Source organism: Bacteroides propionicifaciens DSM 19291 = JCM 14649 (genome assembly GCF_000375405.1).
In the GTDB taxonomy this organism is placed as follows: domain Bacteria; phylum Bacteroidota; class Bacteroidia; order Bacteroidales; family Bacteroidaceae; genus Bacteroides_E; species Bacteroides_E propionicifaciens.
Genome location: NZ_AQWS01000003.1, coordinates 34,740 through 56,891, shown reverse-complemented (window position 1 = coordinate 56,891; position 22,152 = coordinate 34,740). Strand labels below are relative to the sequence as shown.

Genomic DNA, 22,152 nt, shown 5'->3' with positions numbered 1-22,152 from the left:
ATTAAATTAAGATAACCTATGAAACGATTATGGACTTTAGTTTGTGCTTTAATAGCTATAGGAGGCATTTCTGCACAAAACTTAAAATCGCCAAATGGAGAGCTTACCCTTGACTTCTATGTCAACGATAAGGGTGCTCCAACTTATACGCTAGAGTATAAGGGTACGCAAGTTATCAAGCCTAGTACATTAGGACTTGAGTTAAAACGAGGAATAGATGGTGCTCCTGCATCGTTTGATGACTTCGCTCCTGAGACAAATGCTCAAGAGCATGACAAGCTTACCAATCTCTATGATGGCTTTGAAATAACAAAAACAGTAACTGACGCTTTTGATGAGACCTGGACTCCTGTTTGGGGAGAGTCAAGTAAAATTAGAAATCATTACAATGAGCTATTGGTAACGTTGAACCAACCTAATACTGATCGTTATATTGACATTCGTTTTAGACTGTTTGACGATGGTCTTGGTTTCCGTTATGAGTTTCCTGAGCAAGAAAACTTAGTTTACTTCGTTATCAAAGAAGAAAAAACTCAGTTTGCTATGCACGGTGATCATAAAGCTTTCTGGATTCCAGGAGACTATGATACGCAAGAGTATGACTATACTACCTCGAAGCTTTCTGAAATTAGAGGTTTAATGCCTACAGCAATTACTCCTAATACTTCTCAAACTCCTTTCTCTCCAACAGGTGTGCAAACCTCACTTATGATGAAGAGTGATGAGGGTATTTATATTAACCTTCACGAGGCTGCGCTTGTTAACTACTCTGCTATGCACCTTGATTTGGATGATAAGAATATGATTTTTGAATCACATCTTACTCCTGATGCACTGGGTGATAAAGGGTATATTCAAGCTACAGCTACAACTCCTTGGAGAACTGTTATTGTGAGTGATGATGCTAGAGATATTTTGGCTTCGGACATGACTCTTAACTTGAATGAGCCAACCAAATATGCTGATACCTCTTGGATTAAACCAGTGAAATATATGGGTGTATGGTGGGAAATGATTACTGGTATGAGCTCTTGGGCATATACTGATGATCTATTAAGTGTTCACCTTGGTGAAACAGATTACACCAAAACTAAGCCTAACGGCAAACATGGTGCTACAACCGAAAACGTAAAACGCTATATTGACTTTGCTTCGAAGCACGGTTTTGATGCGCTACTAGTTGAGGGTTGGAACGAAGGCTGGGAAGATTGGTTTGCACGTTCAAAAGACTATGTATTCGACTTTGTAACTCCCTACCCAGACTTTGATGTTGAAGAGATTCGTGACTATGCTAAAGCTAAAGGTATCAAAATGATGATGCACCACGAAACTTCTGGTTCAACAGGCAACTACGAGCGTCATATGGACAAAGCCTACCAATTTATGGTTGATAACGGTTACAACTCTGTAAAGAGTGGTTATGTAGGTAATATTATCCCTCGTGGAGAACATCACTACAGCCAATCGATAGTAAACCATTACCAACACGCTGTTGAGAAAGCTGCTGATTACAAAATCATGGTTAATGCGCACGAAGCTGTTCGTCCTACTGGGCTTAGCCGTACGTACCCTAACTTGATTGGTAACGAGTCTGCTCGTGGAACAGAGTATCAGTCATTTGGAGGTAATAAGCCTAACCACGTAACTGTACTTCCTTTTACTCGTCAGATTGGTGGTCCTATGGATTATACTCCTGGTATCTTCGAAATGGATATAAGCAAATATAACCCAGACAACCACTCTCACTTGAACTCAACACTAGCTAACCAATTGGCTCTATACGTAACGATGTATAGCCCACTTCAAATGGCTGCTGACATCCCTGAGAACTACGAAAAATTTGCTGATGCATTCCAATTCATCAAAGATGTAGCACTCGATTGGGACGAAAGTATCTACCTAGAAGCTGAGCCAGGTGAGTACCTAACTGTTGCTCGTAAAGAGAAAGACGGTACACGTTGGTTCGTAGGTAGTGTAGCTGGCGAAAATGGTTATACTTCGAATATCTCTTTCGACTTCTTGGAGCCAGGAAAGAAATATGAGATGACTATCTATGCTGATGCTAAAGATGCTCACTACAAAACTAATCCTCAAGCTTACGAGATCAAGAAGAAAAAAATTACTTCTAAATCGAAGCTTAAACAAAAACTTGCTCCTGCAGGTGGATATGCTATTAGTATTGTAGAGTTATAATATTAAGCGATTCTAAATATATTTAACCCTCTGTCTGCCTAAATAAAATTAGCTCTCAGAGGGTTCTTTAATCATTAATACGTACGTTTTATGTTTAAAAAGATACATTTACTTCTCTTAGCAGTTTTGCTAAGTTCTGCTTCTACTTTTGCTATGAAAGTGGATCAGGTACAACCTGCTTTCTGGTGGGCTGGAATGAAAGAGACTTCATTGCAAGTTATGCTTTACGGTAAAGATTTGTCAGGTTCGACTGTAACGATTTCATCAAATAAAGTCAAAATCGATGAGGTGGTTAGCCTTGAGAACCCTAACTATCTTTTTCTTTACCTAAATATTGCTGATGCTAGTGCTGAGAATTTTACGATAACCCTAAAAAAGGGTAAGAAGACTCAGCAAATTCCTTATGAGCTTAAATCTCGTAATCAGAAGACAAAAGCCTTAGGTTTTAATTCTTCGGATGTACTTTATCTGATTATGCCCGATCGTTTTGCGAATGGTAATCCTAAAAACGATGTAGTTAAGGGAATGCGTGACCAGAGTTTAGACCGAAATAATCCTGATGGTCGCCACGGTGGTGATATCGCAGGTATTACCAATAACCTCGATTATATCGTTGACCTAGGTGTTACGGCTATTTGGCTTAACCCTGTTCAAGAAAATGATATGACTGGTGGTTCATACCACGGTTATGCTATTACCGACTACTATAATGTAGATCAACGTTTTGGTACGAACGAGGAGTTTGTTGATATGGTAGATAAGTCACACCAAAAAGGCTTAAAGGTGGTTATGGATATGATTTTCAACCACTGTGGTAGTGAGCATATCTTCTTTACGGATAAACCTGCACACGATTGGTTTAACTTTCAAGATAATTTCAAACAAACTTCTTACAAAACAATTCCTCAATTCGATCCTTACGCTTCGCAGTATGATATGAAAGAGGCTGTTGATGGTTGGTTTGTTGAGGTAATGCCCGATCTAAACCAACGCAATCGTCATGTTGCTAAATACCTCACTCAAAATAGTATTTGGTGGATTGAGTATTCGGGTATCGATGGTATCCGTCAAGATACGCACCCTTATGCCGACTTCGACTTTATGTCAAAATGGTGTTTAGATGTTCGTCGTGAATATCCAGATTTCTCAATAGTAGGGGAGACTTGGTTAAATACAAATGTTGCTATTTCGTACTGGCAAGAGAACAGTCGTTTGGCTTATCCTAAAAACTCTCACTTACCTGTAGTTATGGATTTCCCTTTGACTTACATTTTGAATTCGGCTTTTGATGAGGAGACTTCAATGTGGGGAGAGGGAATGTCTAAATTTTATGAGTATTTTGCTGAAGATATAGTATATGCTAACCCCAATAACCTGCTGACTTTCCTTGATAATCACGATACTTCTCGTTTTTATCAGAATGAAGAACAGACCAAAGATTTCAACCGTTACAAACAAGCCTTGGCTTTGATGTTGACTACTCGCGGTATTCCCGAAATCTATTACGGAACAGAGATTATGATGTTTGGTGATAAAGGTAAGGGTGATGGTCATTTGCGTAAAGATTTCCCTGGTGGATGGGAAGGCGATACCACCAATGCGTTCAAAGCTAGCGATCGTACGCCTGCAGAAAACCGTATATTCGATTATACTAAGAAACTGCTTAATTGGAGAAAAGACAATAAGGTAGTGTCAGAAGGTACATTGATGCAATTCTCACCAACTGATCAGATCTATGCGTACCACAGAAGTCACGAGGGTAAAGCTATATTGGTGATTTTTAATGGTAGCAAGAATGAAAAAACCTTCCCTCTTGCTCCTTATGCTGAGGTATTGAAGGGGGTTAAGTCTGGTAAAGATGTTATTTCGGGCAATATGTTCGACCTTAGTGGTGAGAAGTTATCACTCTCTCCCAAAGATGTAGTAATTCTAGAATTAAACTAAGATTTCGTTTTACGTTTAGTGTTTTATAGTTAGTTATGCGGTGCATAGAGTTAAGCTCTTTGCACCGCATTTTTATTATTTTACCACCAACGACGATAACGACGATCGTTCTAGTAATTATTTACTAAGTTTTTCTTGCAAGCTTATTGCCTTTGGAAATAAGATATTGTTTTCGACATGGATATGTAGGTGTAAATTACTTTCGAATTCCGAAAGAATCTGCATTACCAATCTGTACGAATCGCAAGCATATTCTGGGCAACTATACTCTTGGCTAAGTGCTGCTATTTTTCTAAATCGATCGCCCTCATTGCTGTGTTCATGGATCATTACCGATATCGGGTTTTCTATACTTCCGCAATGGAAATTAGGAAGTTGAAGGTTTTCTTTTTCTGTCTTTAATAACTCTTCGATGAAGGGGAACAGAATGATCTCTTCTTTGTCAAGATGCTCGTGAAGATCTACTAATGACTCTTGAAATAACGTGTAAATATCAATCAATTTAGGATTAACATTGCCATGAACCTTAGCTACCTTTTGTAGGAGTATCAACGTTTTAGGGCCTTCTACTCTAATGTAGTTGTGGTGATATTTAACAAGATAGTCGACAAGTAAATCAAGGCTCCAATTGTCAAATTGTAAACCTGGAGTTGATAGCTGTTCGGCATTTGAACTTAGTGCAGTTACAACCTCGTCAAAAGCAATGTTTTTCTCACTGCAAATTTCAGAAAGTAAACGTTCACCTCCGCAGCAAAAATCAATTTCATAATCGTTTAGCACTTTTGCTAAGTTAATATTTGATGCTACTATTTCGCCAACCTTGGTTTGATGTGTAATATTCATAATTCTATTTTTATTAATATTCGACTTTAGACTTTTTTACTTTAGCAAAGTAATGGGTTTAGGATAAGATAAACCGTCGCATATGTGACATGTATCCAAAATAATTTTAAAGCCTCTAGTATCGTAAAGATTCTTCTTAGATCTTTAATGGTGTTGATTATAATTCATATTTTTGTAGTTCACTTTATAAATGATATCATGAAAAATAGAATTCTTGTTACGGGTGGAACTGGATACATAGGATCTCATACCGTCGTAGAACTACAAAACAGTGGTTACGAAGTAATCATCATCGACAACTTGTCGAACTCTAATGCTGATGTGGTTGATAATATCGAAAAAGTATCGGGTATTCGTCCTGAGTTTTTTGAGTTAGACTGCTTAGACTACAACGGGCTTGACCAGTTATTTACAAAAATGAAAGGCATTAAAGCCATCATTCACTTTGCAGCTAGCAAAGCAGTGGGAGAGTCGGTTGAGAAGCCTCTTCTATACTATAAAAACAATTTAGTTTCGTTAATCAACTTGCTCGATCTAATGCCAAAACATGGTATTGAAGGAATTGTTTTTTCTTCTTCATGTACAGTGTATGGTCAGCCAGATGAGTTGCCAGTAACTGAGAATGCTCCAATCAAAAAAGCAGAATCACCTTACGGTAATACAAAACAGATTAACGAAGAGATTATTCGCGACACAGTTGCGTCGGGTGCTCCAATTAAGGCAATTATGCTTCGTTATTTTAATCCTATTGGTGCACATCCTACTGCATTTCTAGGAGAGCTTCCCAATGGTGTGCCTCAAAATTTAGTTCCCTATATTACTCAAACTGCTATCGGTATCCGTGAACAATTGAGTGTGTTTGGTGATGACTACGACACTCCTGATGGAACCTGTATTCGTGACTTTATTAATGTTGTTGACCTTGCAAAAGCACACGTAATAGCGATCAATCGTATCTTGGAGGATAAGCAAAAAGAAAAAGTTGAGGTATTCAATATCGGTACTGGTATCGGTTTGTCTATTCTGGACCTAATTAATGCTTTCGAAAAATCGACAGGTGTTAAGCTGAACTACAAAATTGTAGGTCGTCGTGCTGGAGATATCGAAAAAGTTTGGGCTAATCCAGACTTTGCTAATAATGAACTTGGATGGAAGGCTGGCACGAGCATTGAAGATACATTATTATCTGCTTGGAACTGGCAATTGAAACTCCGCGAGCGAGGAATTCAGTAAGAAATATATGTTAAATATATATTCGCATGAACAAAATAAAACGCGACTTGTTATATGTATGTAAGTCGGTTATAAATTACGCAGAAGGATGAGAAATCTATCACGTAAGATTATGCAAAGGCATAAAATGACCAGGCTTTAATAGTAGTTTTGTCGTGTTTTATTTTGTGTTTGTGTTGGGTAGTACTGCGATGGTAATCGTGGTACTACTTTTTTTTGTCCCTATACCTTTAGTCTTTTGTACAGTTGAGTCTTTTCTCTACACTGTGTTGTGGATAGATAGGTTATATTTTCCCCAATCGGTTTCTTTGTAGCTCCATGCACATTATTATATTCGCTATTTATGCTTTGGCATGCCTTTTGCATATATAGATAGTAAGAGAATCTTGCGAATAGTTTTATCCCGACTTCTTTTAGAGAAGAACAAAGGATTAGATTATGGTAGATTAGTTTAGTTAGTTTTAGAAAGGACTGCCTGTGTTGGTAGTCCTTTTTAGATTTATAGATATAAGAGATACTTGCCCTCTTTCCTGTTGTTCTCTAATAGGTGTGGCTCTTTAAAGAGTCCATAGATTGTTGACCCTGATCCCGACATGGCTGCATAGACTGCACCTTGCTCGTACATCCAATCTTTTAGTTGCTTTAGCTCAGGGAGTAGCTTAAATATAGGCTCTTCAAAATCATTGATCATAAGATCTCTCCACTGCTCAATGGGTAGGTTTAGAATATCTTTTAATGAAACCTTAGGGTGTTTGGGGCTAATATTACTAAAGGCCATCGCTGTAGATATGAAGACCTCTGGTTTAATAAGGTAAAGGTAGTACCCTTTTAATGATAAGTCTATTGGTGTAAATACCTCACCAATCCCTTGTGCAAAGGTTGGGATATTCTGAACGAAGAAGGGGCAATCGGCACCTAGAGTAGTTGCGAGCCCTTCGAGCTTTGTAGTGCTTAATTGTAATTCAAAATAATCGTTGAGTAGTTTGAGCATAAAACTAGCATCGGATGACCCTCCTCCAAGGCCAGCTCCCGAAGGAATAGCTTTATGAAGAAAGATCTGTATCGGTGGCAAGTCGAACTTAGCTTTTAGGAGTTTATAGGCTTTAACAACCAAATTCTTGTCGGCGTTGCTTTCGACTTCCATTCCACTAATGTATAGTTCAAAGTCTGAAGATATATCCTCTGCAGCTTTAATCTCTAAAACATCTTCAAGGGGAATGGGGTAGAAGATAGTCTCTAAATTATGGTATCCATCGGGACGTTTGTCCACAATATTGAGCCCTAAATTTATCTTGGCATTTGGAAATGTTATCATGGCACGCTAAATTTATATTTTGCTAGAAGCTGCAAAGTTAATATACTTTGTTGTTGAGATAGAATGTGTGAGACTTTAAATGTTAGATTTCATAAATGAAGTAGAAAAGCTTCATAGTTCAGTTGATATTTGGTAAATTGAACCCTATCTTTGCAGACCTTTTCAGAAAATATGAAAGGGAAACGGTGCTCTCATTATTGCATAATCCAATATTTCAAATAAACGATACATATATGTCTGACGCAGCTAAGTATAAGCGAAATAATTATAAACAAGAAAACTCTTCGGTTAGTGATTTTGGTAAAATACAACCCCAAGCTCCTGAGCTAGAAGAAGCCGTTCTGGGTGCGTTGATGATTGAAAAAGACGCATACTCGCTAGTGAGTGAGATTCTACGTCCTAATTCGTTTTATGAATATCGTCACCAATTAATTTACAGTGCTATTACGGATTTGGCAATGAATCAGAAGCCTGTGGATATTCTTACTGTCAAAGATCAGCTTGCTAAGCGTGGTGCTCTAGAAGAAGCAGGAGGACCATTCTACATTGCTCAACTTAGTAGTAAGGTTGCTTCATCTGCACATATCGAATATCATGCCCGAATTATTGCTCAAAAGTATTTAGCTCGTGAGCTAATTACTTTTACCAGTCAAATCCAAACCAAAGCATTTGATGAGACTATTGATGTGGATGACTTAATGCAGGAGGCAGAGGGTAATCTATTTGAAATTTCGCAGCAAAACCTAAAGAAAGACTATACACAGATTAATCCTGTAATTGCTGAGGCTTACGAATTGCTGCAAAAAGCGGCAGCTCGTACTGATGGTTTGAGTGGTCTTGAGAGTGGATTCCATAAACTTGATAAGATAACTTCTGGATGGCAGAAATCCGACTTAATCATTATCGCTGCACGTCCTGCGATGGGTAAAACGGCTTTTGTTTTGTCTATGGCCAAGAATATAGCAGTCGATTTAAAAGAACCTGTAGCGTTATTCTCCCTGGAGATGAGTAACGTGCAGCTGATTAATCGTCTGATTGTGAATGTTTGTGAGATTCCTGGTGAAAAGATTAAGAGTGGTCAGTTGGCTGCTTACGAATGGCAACAACTGGACTATAAAATTAAAGATTTATTTGATGCTCCACTTTATGTTGACGATACACCTTCACTTTCTGTTTTCGAGCTTCGTACAAAGGCACGACGTCTTGTTCGTGAACATGGAGTGAAGCTTGTGATTATTGACTATTTGCAGCTTATGAATGCCAACGGTATGAAGTTTGGTAGCCGTCAGGAAGAGGTGAGTACGATATCTCGTTCGTTAAAAGGTTTGTCCAAAGAGCTTAATATCCCCATCATAGCACTATCACAGCTTAATCGTGGTGTTGAGAACCGTGAGGGCATTGAGGGTAAACGTCCTCAGCTAAGTGACCTTCGTGAGTCTGGAGCTATTGAGCAAGATGCCGATATGGTATGCTTTATTCACCGACCAGAGTATTATAAGATAACTCAAGATGAACGTGGTAATGACCTGCGTGGTATGGCTGAGATTATTATTGCAAAACACCGTAATGGTGCAACTGGTGATGTTCTGCTCCGATTTAAAGGAGAGTTCGCTAAGTTCCAGAACCCTGATGATGACATGATAATTCCTACACCCGATGCTCCAACCATGCTAGGTTCTAAAATGAATCAGGGTGCTCCTCATCCAGCAGAAAATATAGAGTCGTTCTCATCGTCTGAAGGACCATTACCGTTCTAACTACTCAAAAAGATATAAAACATCCCCTAATAGTTAAAATAAGCTATTAGGGGATTGTTTTTATAGTTAAAGATTAATTATTGTTCGCTTAAATTGTTTTATATTAAAATAAACCTATATATTGCACATAGATATCCATCTTTTATGAGATATAAGATATGTTTATCTGCATCATGTCTCTTTAGTGAAAGAGATATATAACTGACAACGAAGACGTAATAGATACGTCTGTATAGTTTTATTTCATTAGATTATCTTAATTAAGTTGTTTGTAATGTTTTGTGTAAAGTTACTAACATGGAATACGTTGTTAGTTGTCACAGATTATTCTCTTGCGATAAGATGATCATTTGTGTTGATTAGTAACTTTAAGAGGCTGTATAACATCTCTGTTATACAGCCTCTTATTATTTTATCTCAAAATACTAGCCTTAGCTCTTCGATTTCTATTGTGCAACTCCTAAATCTCCTTTAGTTTTGTTCTCTCTTTGATAGGTTGAACAACTCACGTTTGCTTGAATAAAATATATAAACGTATATAGGGACAAGTAAACCAGATGTGAGGCTTTTTTATTTGTTGACAGTAGCCTTAAATTACAACTTTATCCAACTCTTCGAAACAAGAATTCTTGCTGATAAATTCAGGTACAAGGCTCTTCATTGATGCTACAATAGCCATCTGATCGTAAGAATAGCTGAGTTTAGTTAAGTCTTTGATTTGAGTATTAACATCATCAAATTCATATTTTCTAACATTGGCTATCATGATTTTTTCGTGATAGGTTGGGATGGTAGATTCCTTAACATTGAGCAGTTCTTCGTATAGCTTTTCTCCATGTCGAAGCCCTGTAAATACAATCTTTACGGTGTCTTCGCATCCTGAAAGACTAATCATACGTTTGGCCAAATCTAGAATCTTGACAGGTTCTCCCATATCGAAGATGTAAATCTCTCCACCGTTACCCATGCTACCAGCTTCAAGAACCAAGCGGCAAGCTTCAGGAATAGTCATGAAGTATCGAATGATTTCGGGGTGAGTGACTGTGACAGGGCCACCTTTCTTGATTTGATCTTTAAATCGAGGAATTACTGAGCCGTTTGACCCCAAGACATTACCAAATCGAGTGGTTATGAAATGTACGTGTGCTTCCTTGGTTACCGAGAGTTTTTGTGCAAGAGATTGTACATAGATTTCGGCAATGCGTTTAGAACAGCCCATCACGTTGGTCGGGTTAACTGCTTTATCTGTCGAAATCATAACAAACTTCTCTGCTTTGTATTTTACAGCTAAATCAGCAATGATTTTTGTTCCACCAACATTGACCTGAATTGACTCCGAAACATTGTCCTCCATCATGGGTACGTGCTTGTAGGCAGCGGCATGAAAGATGTATTGAGGTTGGTATTTATTAAAAATAGCCTCCATTCGTGTTGAATTAGTGATGTCAGCTACGATTGTTTCCGAACTAAGATTTCTCCATTTGTCTAGAAGTTCAAGTCTTATGTCGTGTAAAGGGGTTTCTGCCTGATCAATTAAGATAAGGTTGTATGGATTAAACGAAGCAACCTGTCTCATGATTTCGCTACCAATTGAGCCAGCAGCACCTGTGATCATTACGCGTTTGCCTTCTAAGTGTGAAGCAATCTTACGGATATCTACCTCTATAGAATCACGTTGTAGTAGATCTTCAATTTGGATCTCTTTAATTTCATTAGATGAAAGCGTATTTGCATTCCACTCACTAATCGGAGGTACTGTAAGTAGTTTAATTCTATGATTTAATAGTTCATCTGTAAGAATAGAGTTTTTGAGTGCATCTATCTTGTTGGGAGAAACAATAATAGTCGTAACTCTTTTATCAATTAATCTGTCGTAGATGTTTTGATCGTTTGGATAGATATCAACGCCCATCATCACTTTACCAATCAGTTCAGGTTCATCTGCTATAAAAGCTTTCAGTCTATAGTGATCTTTCATTCCTATGCGTATCGCTTTTGCTATATTCACTCCAGCTTCTTTGGCTCCGTAAATAAAGACTCTAGTACTTTTAGATGAATAACTGCCTACCATTTCGAAGAATGTCTTAACAACTATTCTCGAGGTTACCATAAGGGTGGCATTGACTACAAATGCGATTAGTAATACACTTGTCTGAATATTTGAGGCTCCCGTTGTAGTTCTAAGTAAGTATTCCAAAGCTATTAAGGAGCCATATGAAGCTGATAGCGATATTATAATGCGTAGAATATCTATAAATGAGGAAAATCGCAGTACATTGGAGTAAGTCTTGAATACTCTAAAAAAAACAAGATTGATCAAGACTATTATACCAATGTTCTTGATGATTTCAGAAGAGTTTTCTACAAGTATGGGCAGGCTAAATCTGAGGACATAAGCTACGCTAACCGAAAGTATGGTTACAGCTACATCCATAAAGAGTATCATCCAAATCGGCAATACTCTTGGCGATAAGTATCGCTTGATAAAAGATAAGTTCACGTTTACATTTTTTATAGTTCGTCCGGCAAAGATAAAGGTTTATTGTTTAACGTATCGAAAAATGGCTATATTATTTGCAAGAATCCGTTAAATAGGGGCTTGTAAGCAATTTTCGCTAAAGGATATTGCTTGCTAATTCACTTAATTCGCTTCGCTCGCCCTTCACTAAGTTGACGTGGCCAAAAATTGGCTGATCCTTCATCCTATCTATCATGTAAGCCAACCCATTCGACTCAGCATCGAGGTAAGGATGGTCAATTTGTTGGATGTCTCCAGTAAATACCATCTTCGTGTTTTCTCCAGCTCTTGTAATGATCGTTTTAATCTCGTGAGGAGTTAGATTTTGAGCTTCATCCACAATGCAATACATATCACTAAGGCTACGGCCTCTGATAAAAGCAAGTGCTTCGATGACTAACTGACCTGTTTTTAGGTAGTCATCTAGTTTTTTACCCTCTGAGGCTGTAGACTGAAATTGATTTTTAATTACGTTTAAGTTGTCAAAAAGCGGTTGCATGTAAGGTGCTACTTTGTCTTTAGCATCACCAGGAAGGAAGCCTATATCTTTATTCGAAAGTGAAACAATGGGGCGTGCAAGCAGTATTTGCTTGTAATTGCTACTTTGTCGGAGTGCTGCAGCTAAGGCTAAAAGCGTTTTTCCTGTACCAGCTTTACCGGTAATAGCAACCAGTTTCACATTGTCGTCGTTGAGAATATCCAAAGCGAAAGTTTGCTCGGCATTTCGAGGTTCAATGCCAAAGTTCTTAAACTTGTTGACTTTCTGTACCTTCTTTGTAAATGGGTTGTAGCGAGATAATACACTATTCTTATTACTCTTTAGGATAAAGTAATCGTTGGGGCGTAGGGTCATTCCGAACTCGACCTCTTTAATGTCAACTCCCGATTCGTTAGAGTAAATTCGCTCAATGAGGTCACTATCCTCGGTCTCAATGATGTCGTGTTGGCTAGCAAAAAGGTCAATATTGAGCACTTTATCGCTAATATAGTCTTCGGCTTGTAGTTCTAAGGCACGCGCTTTCATGCGAAGATTAACATCCTTGGAGACTAGAATGGTTTGAATCTCGGGCAATTTGAGCGTAATATGCTCTGTAGTCGCAAGAATATAGTTATCGGGGATATGATTTGGAAATGCTTCGTTTGTTTTGGGACAATTCAGCTTGCCCACTACAATAAAGAGTTTGCCAAGACCTTCCCCCAGTGAAACACCTTGTTTGAAAACGTCTCCATTACTCAATAAGTCAAGTTCTCTGATAAACTCTCTTGCATTAAAGTTTATCTGTTCATTACCTTTTTTGAACTTATCAAGTTCTTCTAGGACAACTATTGGGAGATAAATATCATTCTCTTCGAAGCTATTTATGCAGTTATAATCGTGTAGGATAACGTTTGTATCCAAAATAAAATTCTTCTTAGCCATATTTGTTCAATTTTATTTATTCATATTTGCACTCAGATTATGCCGTATACGACAAGTCTTATTGCTTGATATCACTAATTCAATATAGTGATTATAAGTAATAAAGGCTCGAAAAATATATATTATTTGCTTTATGAATTACAAAGAAACTGTAAACTATCTTTTCAACTGTGTTCCCATGTTTCAGAAAGAAGGTAGTACTGCCTACAAAGCTGGGTTGTCTACAACCTTAGCCTTAGATGAACACCTAAATCATCCACACACTCAGTTTAAAACAATACATGTGGGTGGAACTAACGGAAAGGGATCTACTTCTCACACTTTGGCTGCCATACTTCAAGAGGCAGGCTATAAGGTAGGTTTATATACCTCACCTCACTTAATAGATTTTCGTGAAAGGATCCGAATCAATGGGATGCCTATTTCAGAAGAGTTTGTAGTTGACTTTATTGCTGAGTATAGAGCATTCTACGAACCTTTGTCACCTTCCTTCTTTGAACTTACTACAGCAATGGCGTTCGACTATTTCTCGAAGAATCAAATTGATGTTGCTATCATTGAAGTGGGGTTGGGGGGTCGACTTGATTGTACGAATATCATTAGCCCTGACTTATCGATCATTACCAATATTAGTAACGATCATAATCAGTTCTTAGGCAATACACTTGCTGAGATTGCTAGAGAGAAGGGTGGTATTATTAAAGAAAACATTCCCATTGTTATCGGAGAGTTTGTAGCTGAAACACGTCCTATATTTGAGGAAATTGCTGATAAGGTAAATGCTCCTATATATTTCGCCCAAGACAATTCACTTGTTGATGAGGCTGAAAGTAGAGAAATGGCTTCAGGATGGGATTACATGGCCATACCTTACGGACATTTAAAAGGTGAGTTAGGTGGATTATGTCAGTTGATGAATACCAATACTGTTCTTACTGCTTTGCCTTTATTGCTTCAGATGGGTTACAAAATCAGTGAATCTAATATTAGAGCTGGTTTCGAACAAGTTACTAAGCTTACGGGATTAATGGGTAGATGGCAGGAGTTACAGTCTGCTCCACGTATGGTTTGTGATACGGGCCATAATGTGGCTGGTATCTCAACTATTGTTAAGCAACTGTCGCATCAAGACTATAAGAAGCTGCATTTTGTGTTGGGTATGGTTAATGATAAAGATATTCGTGGTGTACTTGCTCTACTCCCTAAAAATGCAACGTACTACTTTACTCAAGCTTCTGTTCAGCGTGCTATGCCAGCCAATGAGTTGGCTGATTTAGCAGGAGAACAAGGTTTGCATGGCACTGTCTACTCTAGTGTAAAAGAGGCGACTTTGGCCACCCTTAAAGATGCTAACCCAGATGATTTTATCTTTATTGGCGGAAGTAGTTTTATCGTAGCCGATTTGCTTAGCTTTTGGTTTTACGAGTAAACATGTACACTACCTTGTGCAGCTGGCAAATAGTTGACACCAACCCAGGTAATCATAAGCAATATAAAAGAGAAGCTTAATAACCATAGTGTGAGCTTAGGATATTTGTTCCTAATGCACAGGTGAATATAGAGTAGATAGCCACAAGAGGTGATAAAAGCCCAGGTCTCTTTTGGGTCCCATGACCAATAATGACCCCAAGCTTCTTTAGCCCAAAGTGCCCCCATAAGCATGCCTAAAAGCAGGAATGCCAAACCGAGATAGACAAGATTATCCATGAGAAGATCGAGATTCTTGTCTATCTTTTTTTGATGGATAAGTCTGAGTTGCATGAAAGAGGTTATTGTGGCAGCCCCAAGCATGGCATAAGAGAGAATATAAACTGTAACATGGGGGATGAACCAATAGCTTTGCAGTGCAGGCATAAGATTGGTCGAATGTATCTCCGGTTTAAGTAGGTTGACGAAGATAAAAACTGTTGCCACGATATTAGAGAACGAAAGTAGCCACGAGTATCGCCAACGGTAATAGGTGATTAACCCCACGACAGATATAAAAAATGAATACCAGAGTCGTGTTTCACCCATAGTTCTTAGGGGAGGTCGGTTTTGTCCTATCCAAAGCCCAATAACGAAGCTAAAGAAAACTAGTATACCCAGACAAGTTAGTAGTTTGGCTAATTTGCGGTAGCTTTGTTTGAAAATAAGCATTGCACTTAGCAACCACAGTAGAATTGTGGGTATTGCATAATAAATAAATTGATCCCAAGTCATTTTTTTGTTCCTTTCTTCTTTTTATTATATCCTTGAAATAGCATCACGACACATCCGATTCCTAAAATATAAATAGAACCAATAACCCAAGGTAGCCAAGGATCATAAACCAATTCAAAAGACGAATAGGTCGACATTTTACCTGCCTCGTTATCGTATCCATATTGGTATATGCTCCAATCACCTACCCTTAATGGGCTATTGACTTTAAGCTCATAAGCAATTTCTTTGCCCTGTTCAGTAAACAAGTCAATTTTGGATATAAAGCTTTTGGGCTCGGGTTGTGTCATGACTAAAGCATAAGTCGAATCTATTGGTAAACTCATATAGAGCTGTGCTCTGTTTCCACCCGAAACCCACCCTTGTGTGAATGTATCTTGATTAGTTAAGCTAACAAGAGCTGCCGGGCTAGCTCCAGGCATAAATACTTGTGCGTATGTGCTATCACTGTTCCTGACTGCTTCGTGAATATATTTCTCTACAGATATATCGTAACGCCAGAGTTTGCCTCGATTACGAAGTGAGTCAAGCTGAAATAAGTCTGGATTGTTTTCGGGTTGTATGGCACCAGTTTTACGGTCGATTATAGCAAGCTTAGGTGGATACTCCTCCATGATAAAATCATTAAGTTGAATTGCCAGCGGCAACTCAAGCATCTCTCCTTGAGCATCATAAACTCGCCACTCTACTTGTCCTTCTTGGACATACATGATGTATCGGGTGATATCCGCAGCCCCAAAACCAGCAAAGAATAAAAACAGCCAAAGTCCGATATGGGTGAGGTGGAAAGCCCAGTCTTGGAGTACCCGCTTACGTAGTCTTCTGGCTATTAATGTCCCAAGACTTAAGAGTAAAAAAAGATAAGTCATAACGAATGGCCACGATGAGGTCATTCTGTCTAGCCCAAGCTGTGAAGCTAAATTGTGTGGTATGCTGTATGGGGAACTGGTTTGAGGAGTTAAGCCCATTAGCAAAGTTAGTACCAATAAAACACCAATCAAACATGAGGCTAAGGTTGAGCCTGATAACCATCTGTAGAATGAGCTTTTACGGGTAAACTGAAGAAGTAGTATACACAGGATAAGTGTACCTCCTAAAATGATGTTAATAGGAGATACCAGCAGATAATAATTGAAGCTCCCCAAACTTAGTTGGAGTGCATACCCCATTATAAGTACGCCTATCACAATGAGAAGGCTCTCTTTAAATCCCCAAGGAAATTGCCAAAATTGTCGTTTCTTCATCTTAATGCTAAAAAAAGAGTGTCAATAGCATAGCTACCTAAACACTCTTTTGATTTATATTCTGTTGATGCAATTTACAGATTAGATAATAACCTACCATTCTCTTTAGCTTCTTTAAGCCAACGAGGAGGTACGGTCTTTATCCATTGCTCTTTAGCCGATTTCAAAGCTTTCATATCGAGACCAATATACTCTTGTGCCTTGTCTTTGGATGAGATGTCAGGCATTTGGAAGTCGGTAATTCCCTTGTCGTGGAATACCTTTTGAAGCTCTAGTTGTGCTTGCAATGATCTATCTAAACTATGAGCTAGCATCCGCTGTGTTTCAACTGGTGCATGGAAAGAAGCTCCGTGTGAGGCTACCGAAAAGTCCCAACGCCATTGTGCTTGGCGAATTAACTTCAGGGCTTGTGCCATCTCTTGATCGGTAGCACCATTATCCCATGCAATTTTTGCCATGATATGAACTTTGGGTAATACCTCTTCGATACGATCGCGTATCTCAAGAACTTTATCTTGATATTCATAGACGTACTCACGTAGGTTCTCTTCACTATCTCGGTGACAAGTCTGACAAGTACTTGTTATGTTTTTAAGTGGACTGACTACTTGATGATCAGAATATTTTATACCTCCTTCAGAACGATAGGGCATATGACAATCAGCACAGCTTAATCCACGCTTAGCATGTGGTCCCATATTGAATATCTCATAATCGGGATGTTGTGCTTTGAGCATAGGTGCTCTGCTGAGGCTGTGAGTCCAGTCGGTAAATTCGATTTCATCGTAGTAGGCTTCAATTTCTTCTACGCTAGAGCCGTTATCCCACGGAAAAGTGAGGTATTTATCATCTCCTTTAAAGTAATATTCTACGTGGCATTGCGCGCAAACAAGACTTCGCATCTCTTGTTGAGTTGCTTTAGTTATATCTCTGCCTTGTCTTTCGAATGCTTCGACAAGTGCAGGACGAGTAATTTTGAGTTGCATCGTCTGTGGGTCATGACAATCGGCGCACCCAATTGGGTTTACTACCTCTGAACCCCAATGACTCCATTTAGCTTTGTAAAACTCCTCAATACCTACCTCATGCATAAGTCGGGGCACATCAGGGCTTTTACATGCCCAACACGTACCAGGCTGCATATCATCAACACCATCTCCTGGTGTACCAGTTCGCAGGGTATTGTGAATATCCTCAATTGCATGCATATGCCCTCTTGGTGCAGTATATTCTCTAGAAAAGGCATAACCAGCCCACATCACAACCATTGAGGGGCGTGCCTCAAGCACATCTGATGGAACATTTCCCATATGCTTGCTGCTAAAGTCCATATCTTGTGTTTTTAGCCAAGTCTGATATTCACGTGGGTAATTAATCCCCCAACGTTCGTTTCTCGACTCGATACCTTCAATTTCAATCTGTTTGTTATTGAGTAACGTTGCTATTTCAGCCCTTCTTTCCGTTATTGAGGCCGCTAATAGTCCCAATAAAAACACGCCGACCATGACTACTGCGAATAGTATCCAACCAATAGCGGGTCTTTTTTTAATGGATTCACCTAGTTTCTTGAACATATCACTTCGTTTTTTATTGTTTCTGTTTTTTCTTTTTTAAAGACTGCTTTAACCAATTGGGTACTGGCGAACTTGGCAGTGGCACAATTGCATTGGGCGACGATGACAAGTTACTGATTTGAGTGTGAGGAACTTCAGTATGACAATCCCAACACGCTTTCCCTTTGCCCTCTTTGGTATCGGCATAGGAAATCATCCCCGTATTAACAAAGGCTTGATTGAGCTGTGTATGGCAACGAATGCAATTATCCATAATAACCTCATAACTAGCATTTGTTGGTCTGATTACTTGCGGTTCAGCATTTAACGTAAATATGGCAGCATGGTAAAGCCCATCTTTAGCCTTAAAAAAATATTTATTGAATATATTGTTTTGAGGGACATGACAATCGTTACATGTAGCCCACTGTGCATGAGAACTATGTTCCCAAGATTGGTAGTAGGGAGTCATAATGTGGCAGTTAATACATGCAGAGGGGTCATCGGAGAGGTACGAATAGGCTCTTGACATATAAATCGTATAGCCGCCAAGACCAAATATAACACCAATAAGAATAACCAGAGGTGCAATAAACTTTGTAGGAATATGACGTAAAAGAGATTTCATACAAGTTTCAGTTTTAGATTGCTTAGGATAATATGCTCTTATTTTTTTTATATCAGCCTATTAAAAGTACTTAATGATTCGTTTTTAAATATAATGAAATAAATGATATTTTACGTATAATATGCTTTTAAAATTAGCCTCTATTTATGTTAAAGAACCTAGGCTATAGTATTTCGCGATCAGGAGGTACTCTACTCGTTATAGCCTATGCTTTATCTCGAACCATCATAATATGTTCAACCCCTGCATCCATAAAAGTATCACCGTAAGCTTTAAACCCAAAATCTTCGTAGAAGCGTACCAAGTAATATTGTGCTTCAATTCTTATTTTAGGGGAGTGTAGTTTATTCTCAATAACCTCAATAAGCTGTTTAACGAGATTTTTGCCCAAGCCAAGCTTTCGATAAGAGGAGTCGGTTAATACTCGACCAAACGAGGCAGCATCATCAAAAAGAATATCTTGCGGAAAGATTCTTGAATAGGCTACAAGCTTATCTTCAATCCAACCCATCAGGTGAAGCGTTATTTTATCTTTATCATCAAGGTCAGGATATCTGCAACACTGTTCCAAAATGAACACATCTTGTCTTTTTTGCAGTATCTCGTAGAGTTCGTCTGTATTTAGTTCTGAAAAGGTTTTCAGCACCCATTTTACTTTTTGGCTCATATCTAGTTGCTTTAATTGTTTTGAGGGCTCAAATATAATGATTTAGATTATAAGTATAGACATAAAATAGGGTCGCAAGTTAATGCGACCCTATTTCTGTAATATGTAGATTGAGATAGCTTATTGTACTGCAACAGGTCTATCAGCAGGGTTTACTCCAAATTGTGATGGTTTGCTACCCATCTCGAATATTAACTCACCACCGTTACTTATGTCAGTGTGGGTAATATAAGATTTAGTGTAATCTTTACCATTAAGTTTTACACTTTGAATGTAGATGTTTTTTGGGCTATTATTGTTGGCTACAATAGTAAATATTTTATCCTTACCCACTTTAAGTGTGGCCTTGTCAACGATTGGGCTACCAAAGATATAACGTCCTCCAGCAGGCTCTAATTGATAGAAACCTAGAGCAGAAAGCATGTACCAAGCCGACATCTGTCCACAGTCTTCATTACCCGAAAGACCAGCAGGAGCATCAAAGTAGAGAGTTGTCAATACTTGTCTTACACGTTCGGCTGTTTTCCATTGTTGTCCTACAAAAGGATACATATAAAGTACGTGGTGGCTCGGCTCATTTCCTTGAACATACTGGCCAATTAAGCCAGATATGTCAGGAGAAGCTTCTTCACCCATATCTCCGTCTAGGGTAAATAACGTATCCAACTGTTGTATGAATGCATCTTCACCACCTAGTAGTTCTACAAGGCCATTAACGTTTTGTGGAACTAACCATTTGTAGTGCCACGCATTGCCTTCAGTATAATCGTCTTCACGGTGTTTTGAGTGATATGGGTTGATTTCAGTTGGTCTGAATTTACCTTTTGTGTCGACACCTCTCATGAAGTTAGTTGTAGGATCGAAATATTTAGCAAAAGAGTTACTTCGGTTTAAGAAATACTCGTAGTCTTCTTGATTACCTCTTTCTTTAGCCACTTGCGCTACAGCCCAGTCTGCTAGAGCATACTCAAGACCCATAGCTACTGATTCTACTTCACCAGCTTCAGTGTCGAAGGGGATGTAGCCATATTTCTTGTAAACATCTAAAGCTCGGTCGTCACGGAGTGCTGAGTTTTTTAGAGCTTCATATGCCAAATCCTTGTCAAAGCCTTTGAAGCCTCTCAAGTAAGCATCGGCTACAACTGGAATTCCAGGGTTACCTACCATACAATTGGTTTCGTTACCCACTAGATGCCAAACAGGAAGTTTTCCTTGCTCTTTATAGATATTAAGCATAGTGTTAACCATATCCGAAACCTTATCTTGATGAATAAGATTCATAAGAGGGTGTGCAGCTCTATAAGTATCCCAAAGAGAGAATGTAGTATAGGTATTCGAATTTGAGTTAGTATGTACTTGGCCATCAGCTCCACGGTAGTCGTTGTTTACATCCGAGAAAAGTGATGGAGCAATCATGGTATGGTAGTGAGCTGTATAGAAATTGCGCAATACTGAAGGGTCTTTTGACTCTATTACGGCAGATTGAAGCTCGTTATTCCATTTGGAATCGGCTTGTTTTGCAACAGTATCAAAATCCCAATTTGTTAATTCCGCATTCAAATTTAGCTTAGCATTTTCAATGCTCACTGGAGACAATGCTACCTTAACAAGGATCTGTTCCTTATCTTGAGTATCAAAAAGTACTTTCGTATAGATTTTAGTTGAAGTCAGTTCTGTACCATCAATTAAAGTTTCACCATCATAAAGCTCAAGGCTTTTCATTGGTTTAGAGAATTCAGCAGTAAAGAATAGTTTTTGGTCATTAGCCCATCCCTTAGAATATCTGTAACCTGAAATAGAGTTCACACTCTCTTGAGTAATATAACCCTCTACTGTTTCATCCCAGTTTATCGCATCTGCTAGATTGAATACAATCGCAGCATCCGTTGCTTTGGGGAATGTATATCTATGTAGTCCTACACGTTCTGTTGTTGTGAGTTCGGCATTAATATCGTATCTATCTAAGTGTACAGCGTAGTAGCCAGGTTTAGTTACTTCTGTATCTCGATTAAAGAGTGAATACATTCCAGTATCGTACCCAGTCTCTAGAATCTCCTCTGTTACCGTATCTTCTCCCTTTGCTAGCTTAGGGTTACCTGTAATAGGCATCACAAGAATATCAAGCAAGTCACCAATTCCGGTACCGCTTAAGTGTGTATGAGAAAATCCAAAGATTGTAGAATCTGTAAAGTGGTATCCTGAAACCCAATCCCATCCCGCATGGATGTTGGTTGGGCCAAGCTGAACCATACCGTATGGAACACTTGCGCCTACAAACACGTGACCATGATCTCCCGAGCCAATAAGTGGATCGACGAACTGCGTCAAATTAGAAACATCTACTGTAGGCGTCGACTGGCTACAAGCTACCAAACCACCCATAAGTAGGCCCGTTAGTGCACCAAGTCGCATTACTTTTTTCATTGTTTTCATAATAATTTCTCTAATTGCTAAATTTATATTGATTTAAGAGTTGTTAGCTGTGTATCTAGTAGTTTACTAATGTCTTAGGTTTGGTCTTAGTATGGTAACAAAGTAAAACTGTATTTAGTAGAATTCAAATGTTATGGATACTTCGTTTACTGCTTCATGACTATTTCTGTATCAAAGGTTTTGTTTATAACAAATAGAGATT

15 protein-coding genes are annotated in these 22,152 nt (G+C 38.6%); 5 read left to right on the top strand and 10 right to left on the bottom strand.

Translation table 11 applies throughout. The features are described 5' to 3' along the window. Positions 1–18: 18 nt before the first annotated feature. Positions 19–2,193, top strand: a complete 2,175-nt coding sequence (locus B091_RS0101490; protein WP_018108237.1) for a glycoside hydrolase family 97 protein — start codon at positions 19–21, stop codon at positions 2,191–2,193. 90 nt (positions 2,194–2,283) lie between these two features. Next, positions 2,284–4,137 (top strand): glycoside hydrolase family 13 protein, encoded by a 1,854-nt coding sequence (locus tag B091_RS0101485; protein ID WP_018108236.1) that lies wholly within the window; start codon positions 2,284–2,286, stop codon positions 4,135–4,137. A 117-nt stretch (positions 4,138–4,254) separates the two neighbouring features. Here B091_RS0101485 and ric read toward each other — a convergent pair whose 3' ends face one another. Next, positions 4,255–4,980 (bottom strand): iron-sulfur cluster repair di-iron protein, encoded by a 726-nt coding sequence (gene ric, locus B091_RS0101480; RefSeq protein ID WP_018108235.1) that lies wholly within the window; start codon positions 4,978–4,980, stop codon positions 4,255–4,257. 198 nt (positions 4,981–5,178) lie between these two features. Here ric and galE point away from each other — a divergent pair, with 198 nt between their 5' ends. Continuing rightward, entirely contained in the window at positions 5,179–6,213 is a 1,035-nt protein-coding gene (gene galE, locus B091_RS0101475; RefSeq protein ID WP_018108234.1) for a UDP-glucose 4-epimerase GalE, read from the top strand. 499 nt (positions 6,214–6,712) lie between these two features. On the opposite strand, the gene ispE is transcribed toward galE, so the two are convergent. Continuing rightward, positions 6,713–7,528, bottom strand: coding sequence for a 4-(cytidine 5'-diphospho)-2-C-methyl-D-erythritol kinase (ispE, locus tag B091_RS0101470; RefSeq protein WP_018108233.1), 816 nt, complete (start codon positions 7,526–7,528; stop codon positions 6,713–6,715). A gap of 233 nt (positions 7,529–7,761) precedes the next feature. Here ispE and dnaB point away from each other — a divergent pair, with 233 nt between their 5' ends. Beyond that, positions 7,762–9,285: a replicative DNA helicase gene (gene dnaB, locus B091_RS0101465; RefSeq protein WP_018108232.1), complete on the top strand. Its 1,524-nt coding sequence runs from the start codon at positions 7,762–7,764 to the stop codon at positions 9,283–9,285. Between the two features lie 589 nt (positions 9,286–9,874). Here the strand turns inward: dnaB and B091_RS0101460 are convergent. Continuing rightward, positions 9,875–11,785: a polysaccharide biosynthesis protein gene (locus B091_RS0101460; protein WP_026166283.1), complete on the bottom strand. Its 1,911-nt coding sequence runs from the start codon at positions 11,783–11,785 to the stop codon at positions 9,875–9,877. A 115-nt stretch (positions 11,786–11,900) separates the two neighbouring features. Further along, positions 11,901–13,223, bottom strand: coding sequence for a PhoH family protein (locus tag B091_RS0101455; RefSeq protein ID WP_018108230.1), 1,323 nt, complete (start codon positions 13,221–13,223; stop codon positions 11,901–11,903). A gap of 133 nt (positions 13,224–13,356) precedes the next feature. On the opposite strand from B091_RS0101455, the gene B091_RS0101450 reads away from it, so the two are divergent. After that, on the top strand, positions 13,357–14,652 hold the full coding sequence (locus tag B091_RS0101450; protein ID WP_018108229.1) for a bifunctional folylpolyglutamate synthase/dihydrofolate synthase: 1,296 nt from the start codon (positions 13,357–13,359) through the stop codon (positions 14,650–14,652). On the opposite strand, the gene B091_RS0101445 is transcribed toward B091_RS0101450, so the two are convergent. The 6 genes from B091_RS0101445 to B091_RS11635 form a co-directional block, all read right to left on the bottom strand. Further along, entirely contained in the window at positions 14,643–15,425 is a 783-nt protein-coding gene (locus tag B091_RS0101445; protein ID WP_018108228.1) for a cytochrome c biogenesis protein, read from the bottom strand. The genes B091_RS0101450 and B091_RS0101445 overlap by 10 nt on opposite strands. Next, on the bottom strand, positions 15,422–16,669 hold the full coding sequence (locus tag B091_RS0101440) for a cytochrome c biogenesis ResB family protein (protein WP_018108227.1): 1,248 nt from the start codon (positions 16,667–16,669) through the stop codon (positions 15,422–15,424). Before B091_RS0101440 ends, B091_RS0101445 begins: the two co-directional genes overlap by 4 nt. A 74-nt stretch (positions 16,670–16,743) precedes the next feature. Further along, entirely contained in the window at positions 16,744–18,243 is a 1,500-nt protein-coding gene (nrfA, locus tag B091_RS0101435) for an ammonia-forming cytochrome c nitrite reductase (RefSeq protein ID WP_018108226.1), read from the bottom strand. Positions 18,244–18,256: 13 nt separating this feature from the next. Beyond that, the gene (nrfH, locus tag B091_RS0101430; RefSeq protein WP_018108225.1) at positions 18,257–18,850 is read right to left on the bottom strand and encodes a cytochrome c nitrite reductase small subunit; all 594 of its coding nucleotides are present in this window, start codon (positions 18,848–18,850) and stop codon (positions 18,257–18,259) included. 205 nt (positions 18,851–19,055) lie between these two features. After that, entirely contained in the window at positions 19,056–19,517 is a 462-nt protein-coding gene (locus B091_RS0101425) for a GNAT family N-acetyltransferase (RefSeq protein ID WP_018108224.1), read from the bottom strand. Positions 19,518–19,637: 120 nt separating this feature from the next. Then, positions 19,638–21,950: a GH92 family glycosyl hydrolase gene (locus B091_RS11635; RefSeq protein ID WP_018108223.1), complete on the bottom strand. Its 2,313-nt coding sequence runs from the start codon at positions 21,948–21,950 to the stop codon at positions 19,638–19,640. Between the last annotated feature and the right edge of the window lie 202 nt (positions 21,951–22,152).

Bases quoted from the DNA above. Each gene is read 5' to 3' on its own strand.
- B091_RS0101490 (WP_018108237.1), top strand. From the start codon at position 19: ATGAAACGATTATGGACTTTAGTTTGTGCTTTAATAGCTATAGGAGGC.
- B091_RS0101485 (WP_018108236.1), top strand. From the start codon at position 2,284: ATGTTTAAAAAGATACATTTACTTCTCTTAGCAGTTTTGCTAAGTTCT.
- ric (WP_018108235.1), bottom strand. From the start codon at position 4,980: ATGAATATTACACATCAAACCAAGGTTGGCGAAATAGTAGCATCAAAT.
- galE (WP_018108234.1), top strand. From the start codon at position 5,179: ATGAAAAATAGAATTCTTGTTACGGGTGGAACTGGATACATAGGATCT.
- ispE (WP_018108233.1), bottom strand. From the start codon at position 7,528: ATGATAACATTTCCAAATGCCAAGATAAATTTAGGGCTCAATATTGTG.
- dnaB (WP_018108232.1), top strand. From the start codon at position 7,762: ATGTCTGACGCAGCTAAGTATAAGCGAAATAATTATAAACAAGAAAAC.
- B091_RS0101455 (WP_018108230.1), bottom strand. From the start codon at position 13,223: ATGGCTAAGAAGAATTTTATTTTGGATACAAACGTTATCCTACACGAT.
- B091_RS0101450 (WP_018108229.1), top strand. From the start codon at position 13,357: ATGAATTACAAAGAAACTGTAAACTATCTTTTCAACTGTGTTCCCATG.
- B091_RS0101445 (WP_018108228.1), bottom strand. From the start codon at position 15,425: ATGACTTGGGATCAATTTATTTATTATGCAATACCCACAATTCTACTG.
- B091_RS0101440 (WP_018108227.1), bottom strand. From the start codon at position 16,669: ATGAAGAAACGACAATTTTGGCAATTTCCTTGGGGATTTAAAGAGAGC.
- nrfA (WP_018108226.1), bottom strand. From the start codon at position 18,243: ATGTTCAAGAAACTAGGTGAATCCATTAAAAAAAGACCCGCTATTGGT.
- nrfH (WP_018108225.1), bottom strand. From the start codon at position 18,850: ATGAAATCTCTTTTACGTCATATTCCTACAAAGTTTATTGCACCTCTG.
- B091_RS0101425 (WP_018108224.1), bottom strand. From the start codon at position 19,517: ATGAGCCAAAAAGTAAAATGGGTGCTGAAAACCTTTTCAGAACTAAAT.
- B091_RS11635 (WP_018108223.1), bottom strand. From the start codon at position 21,950: ATGAAAACAATGAAAAAAGTAATGCGACTTGGTGCACTAACGGGCCTA.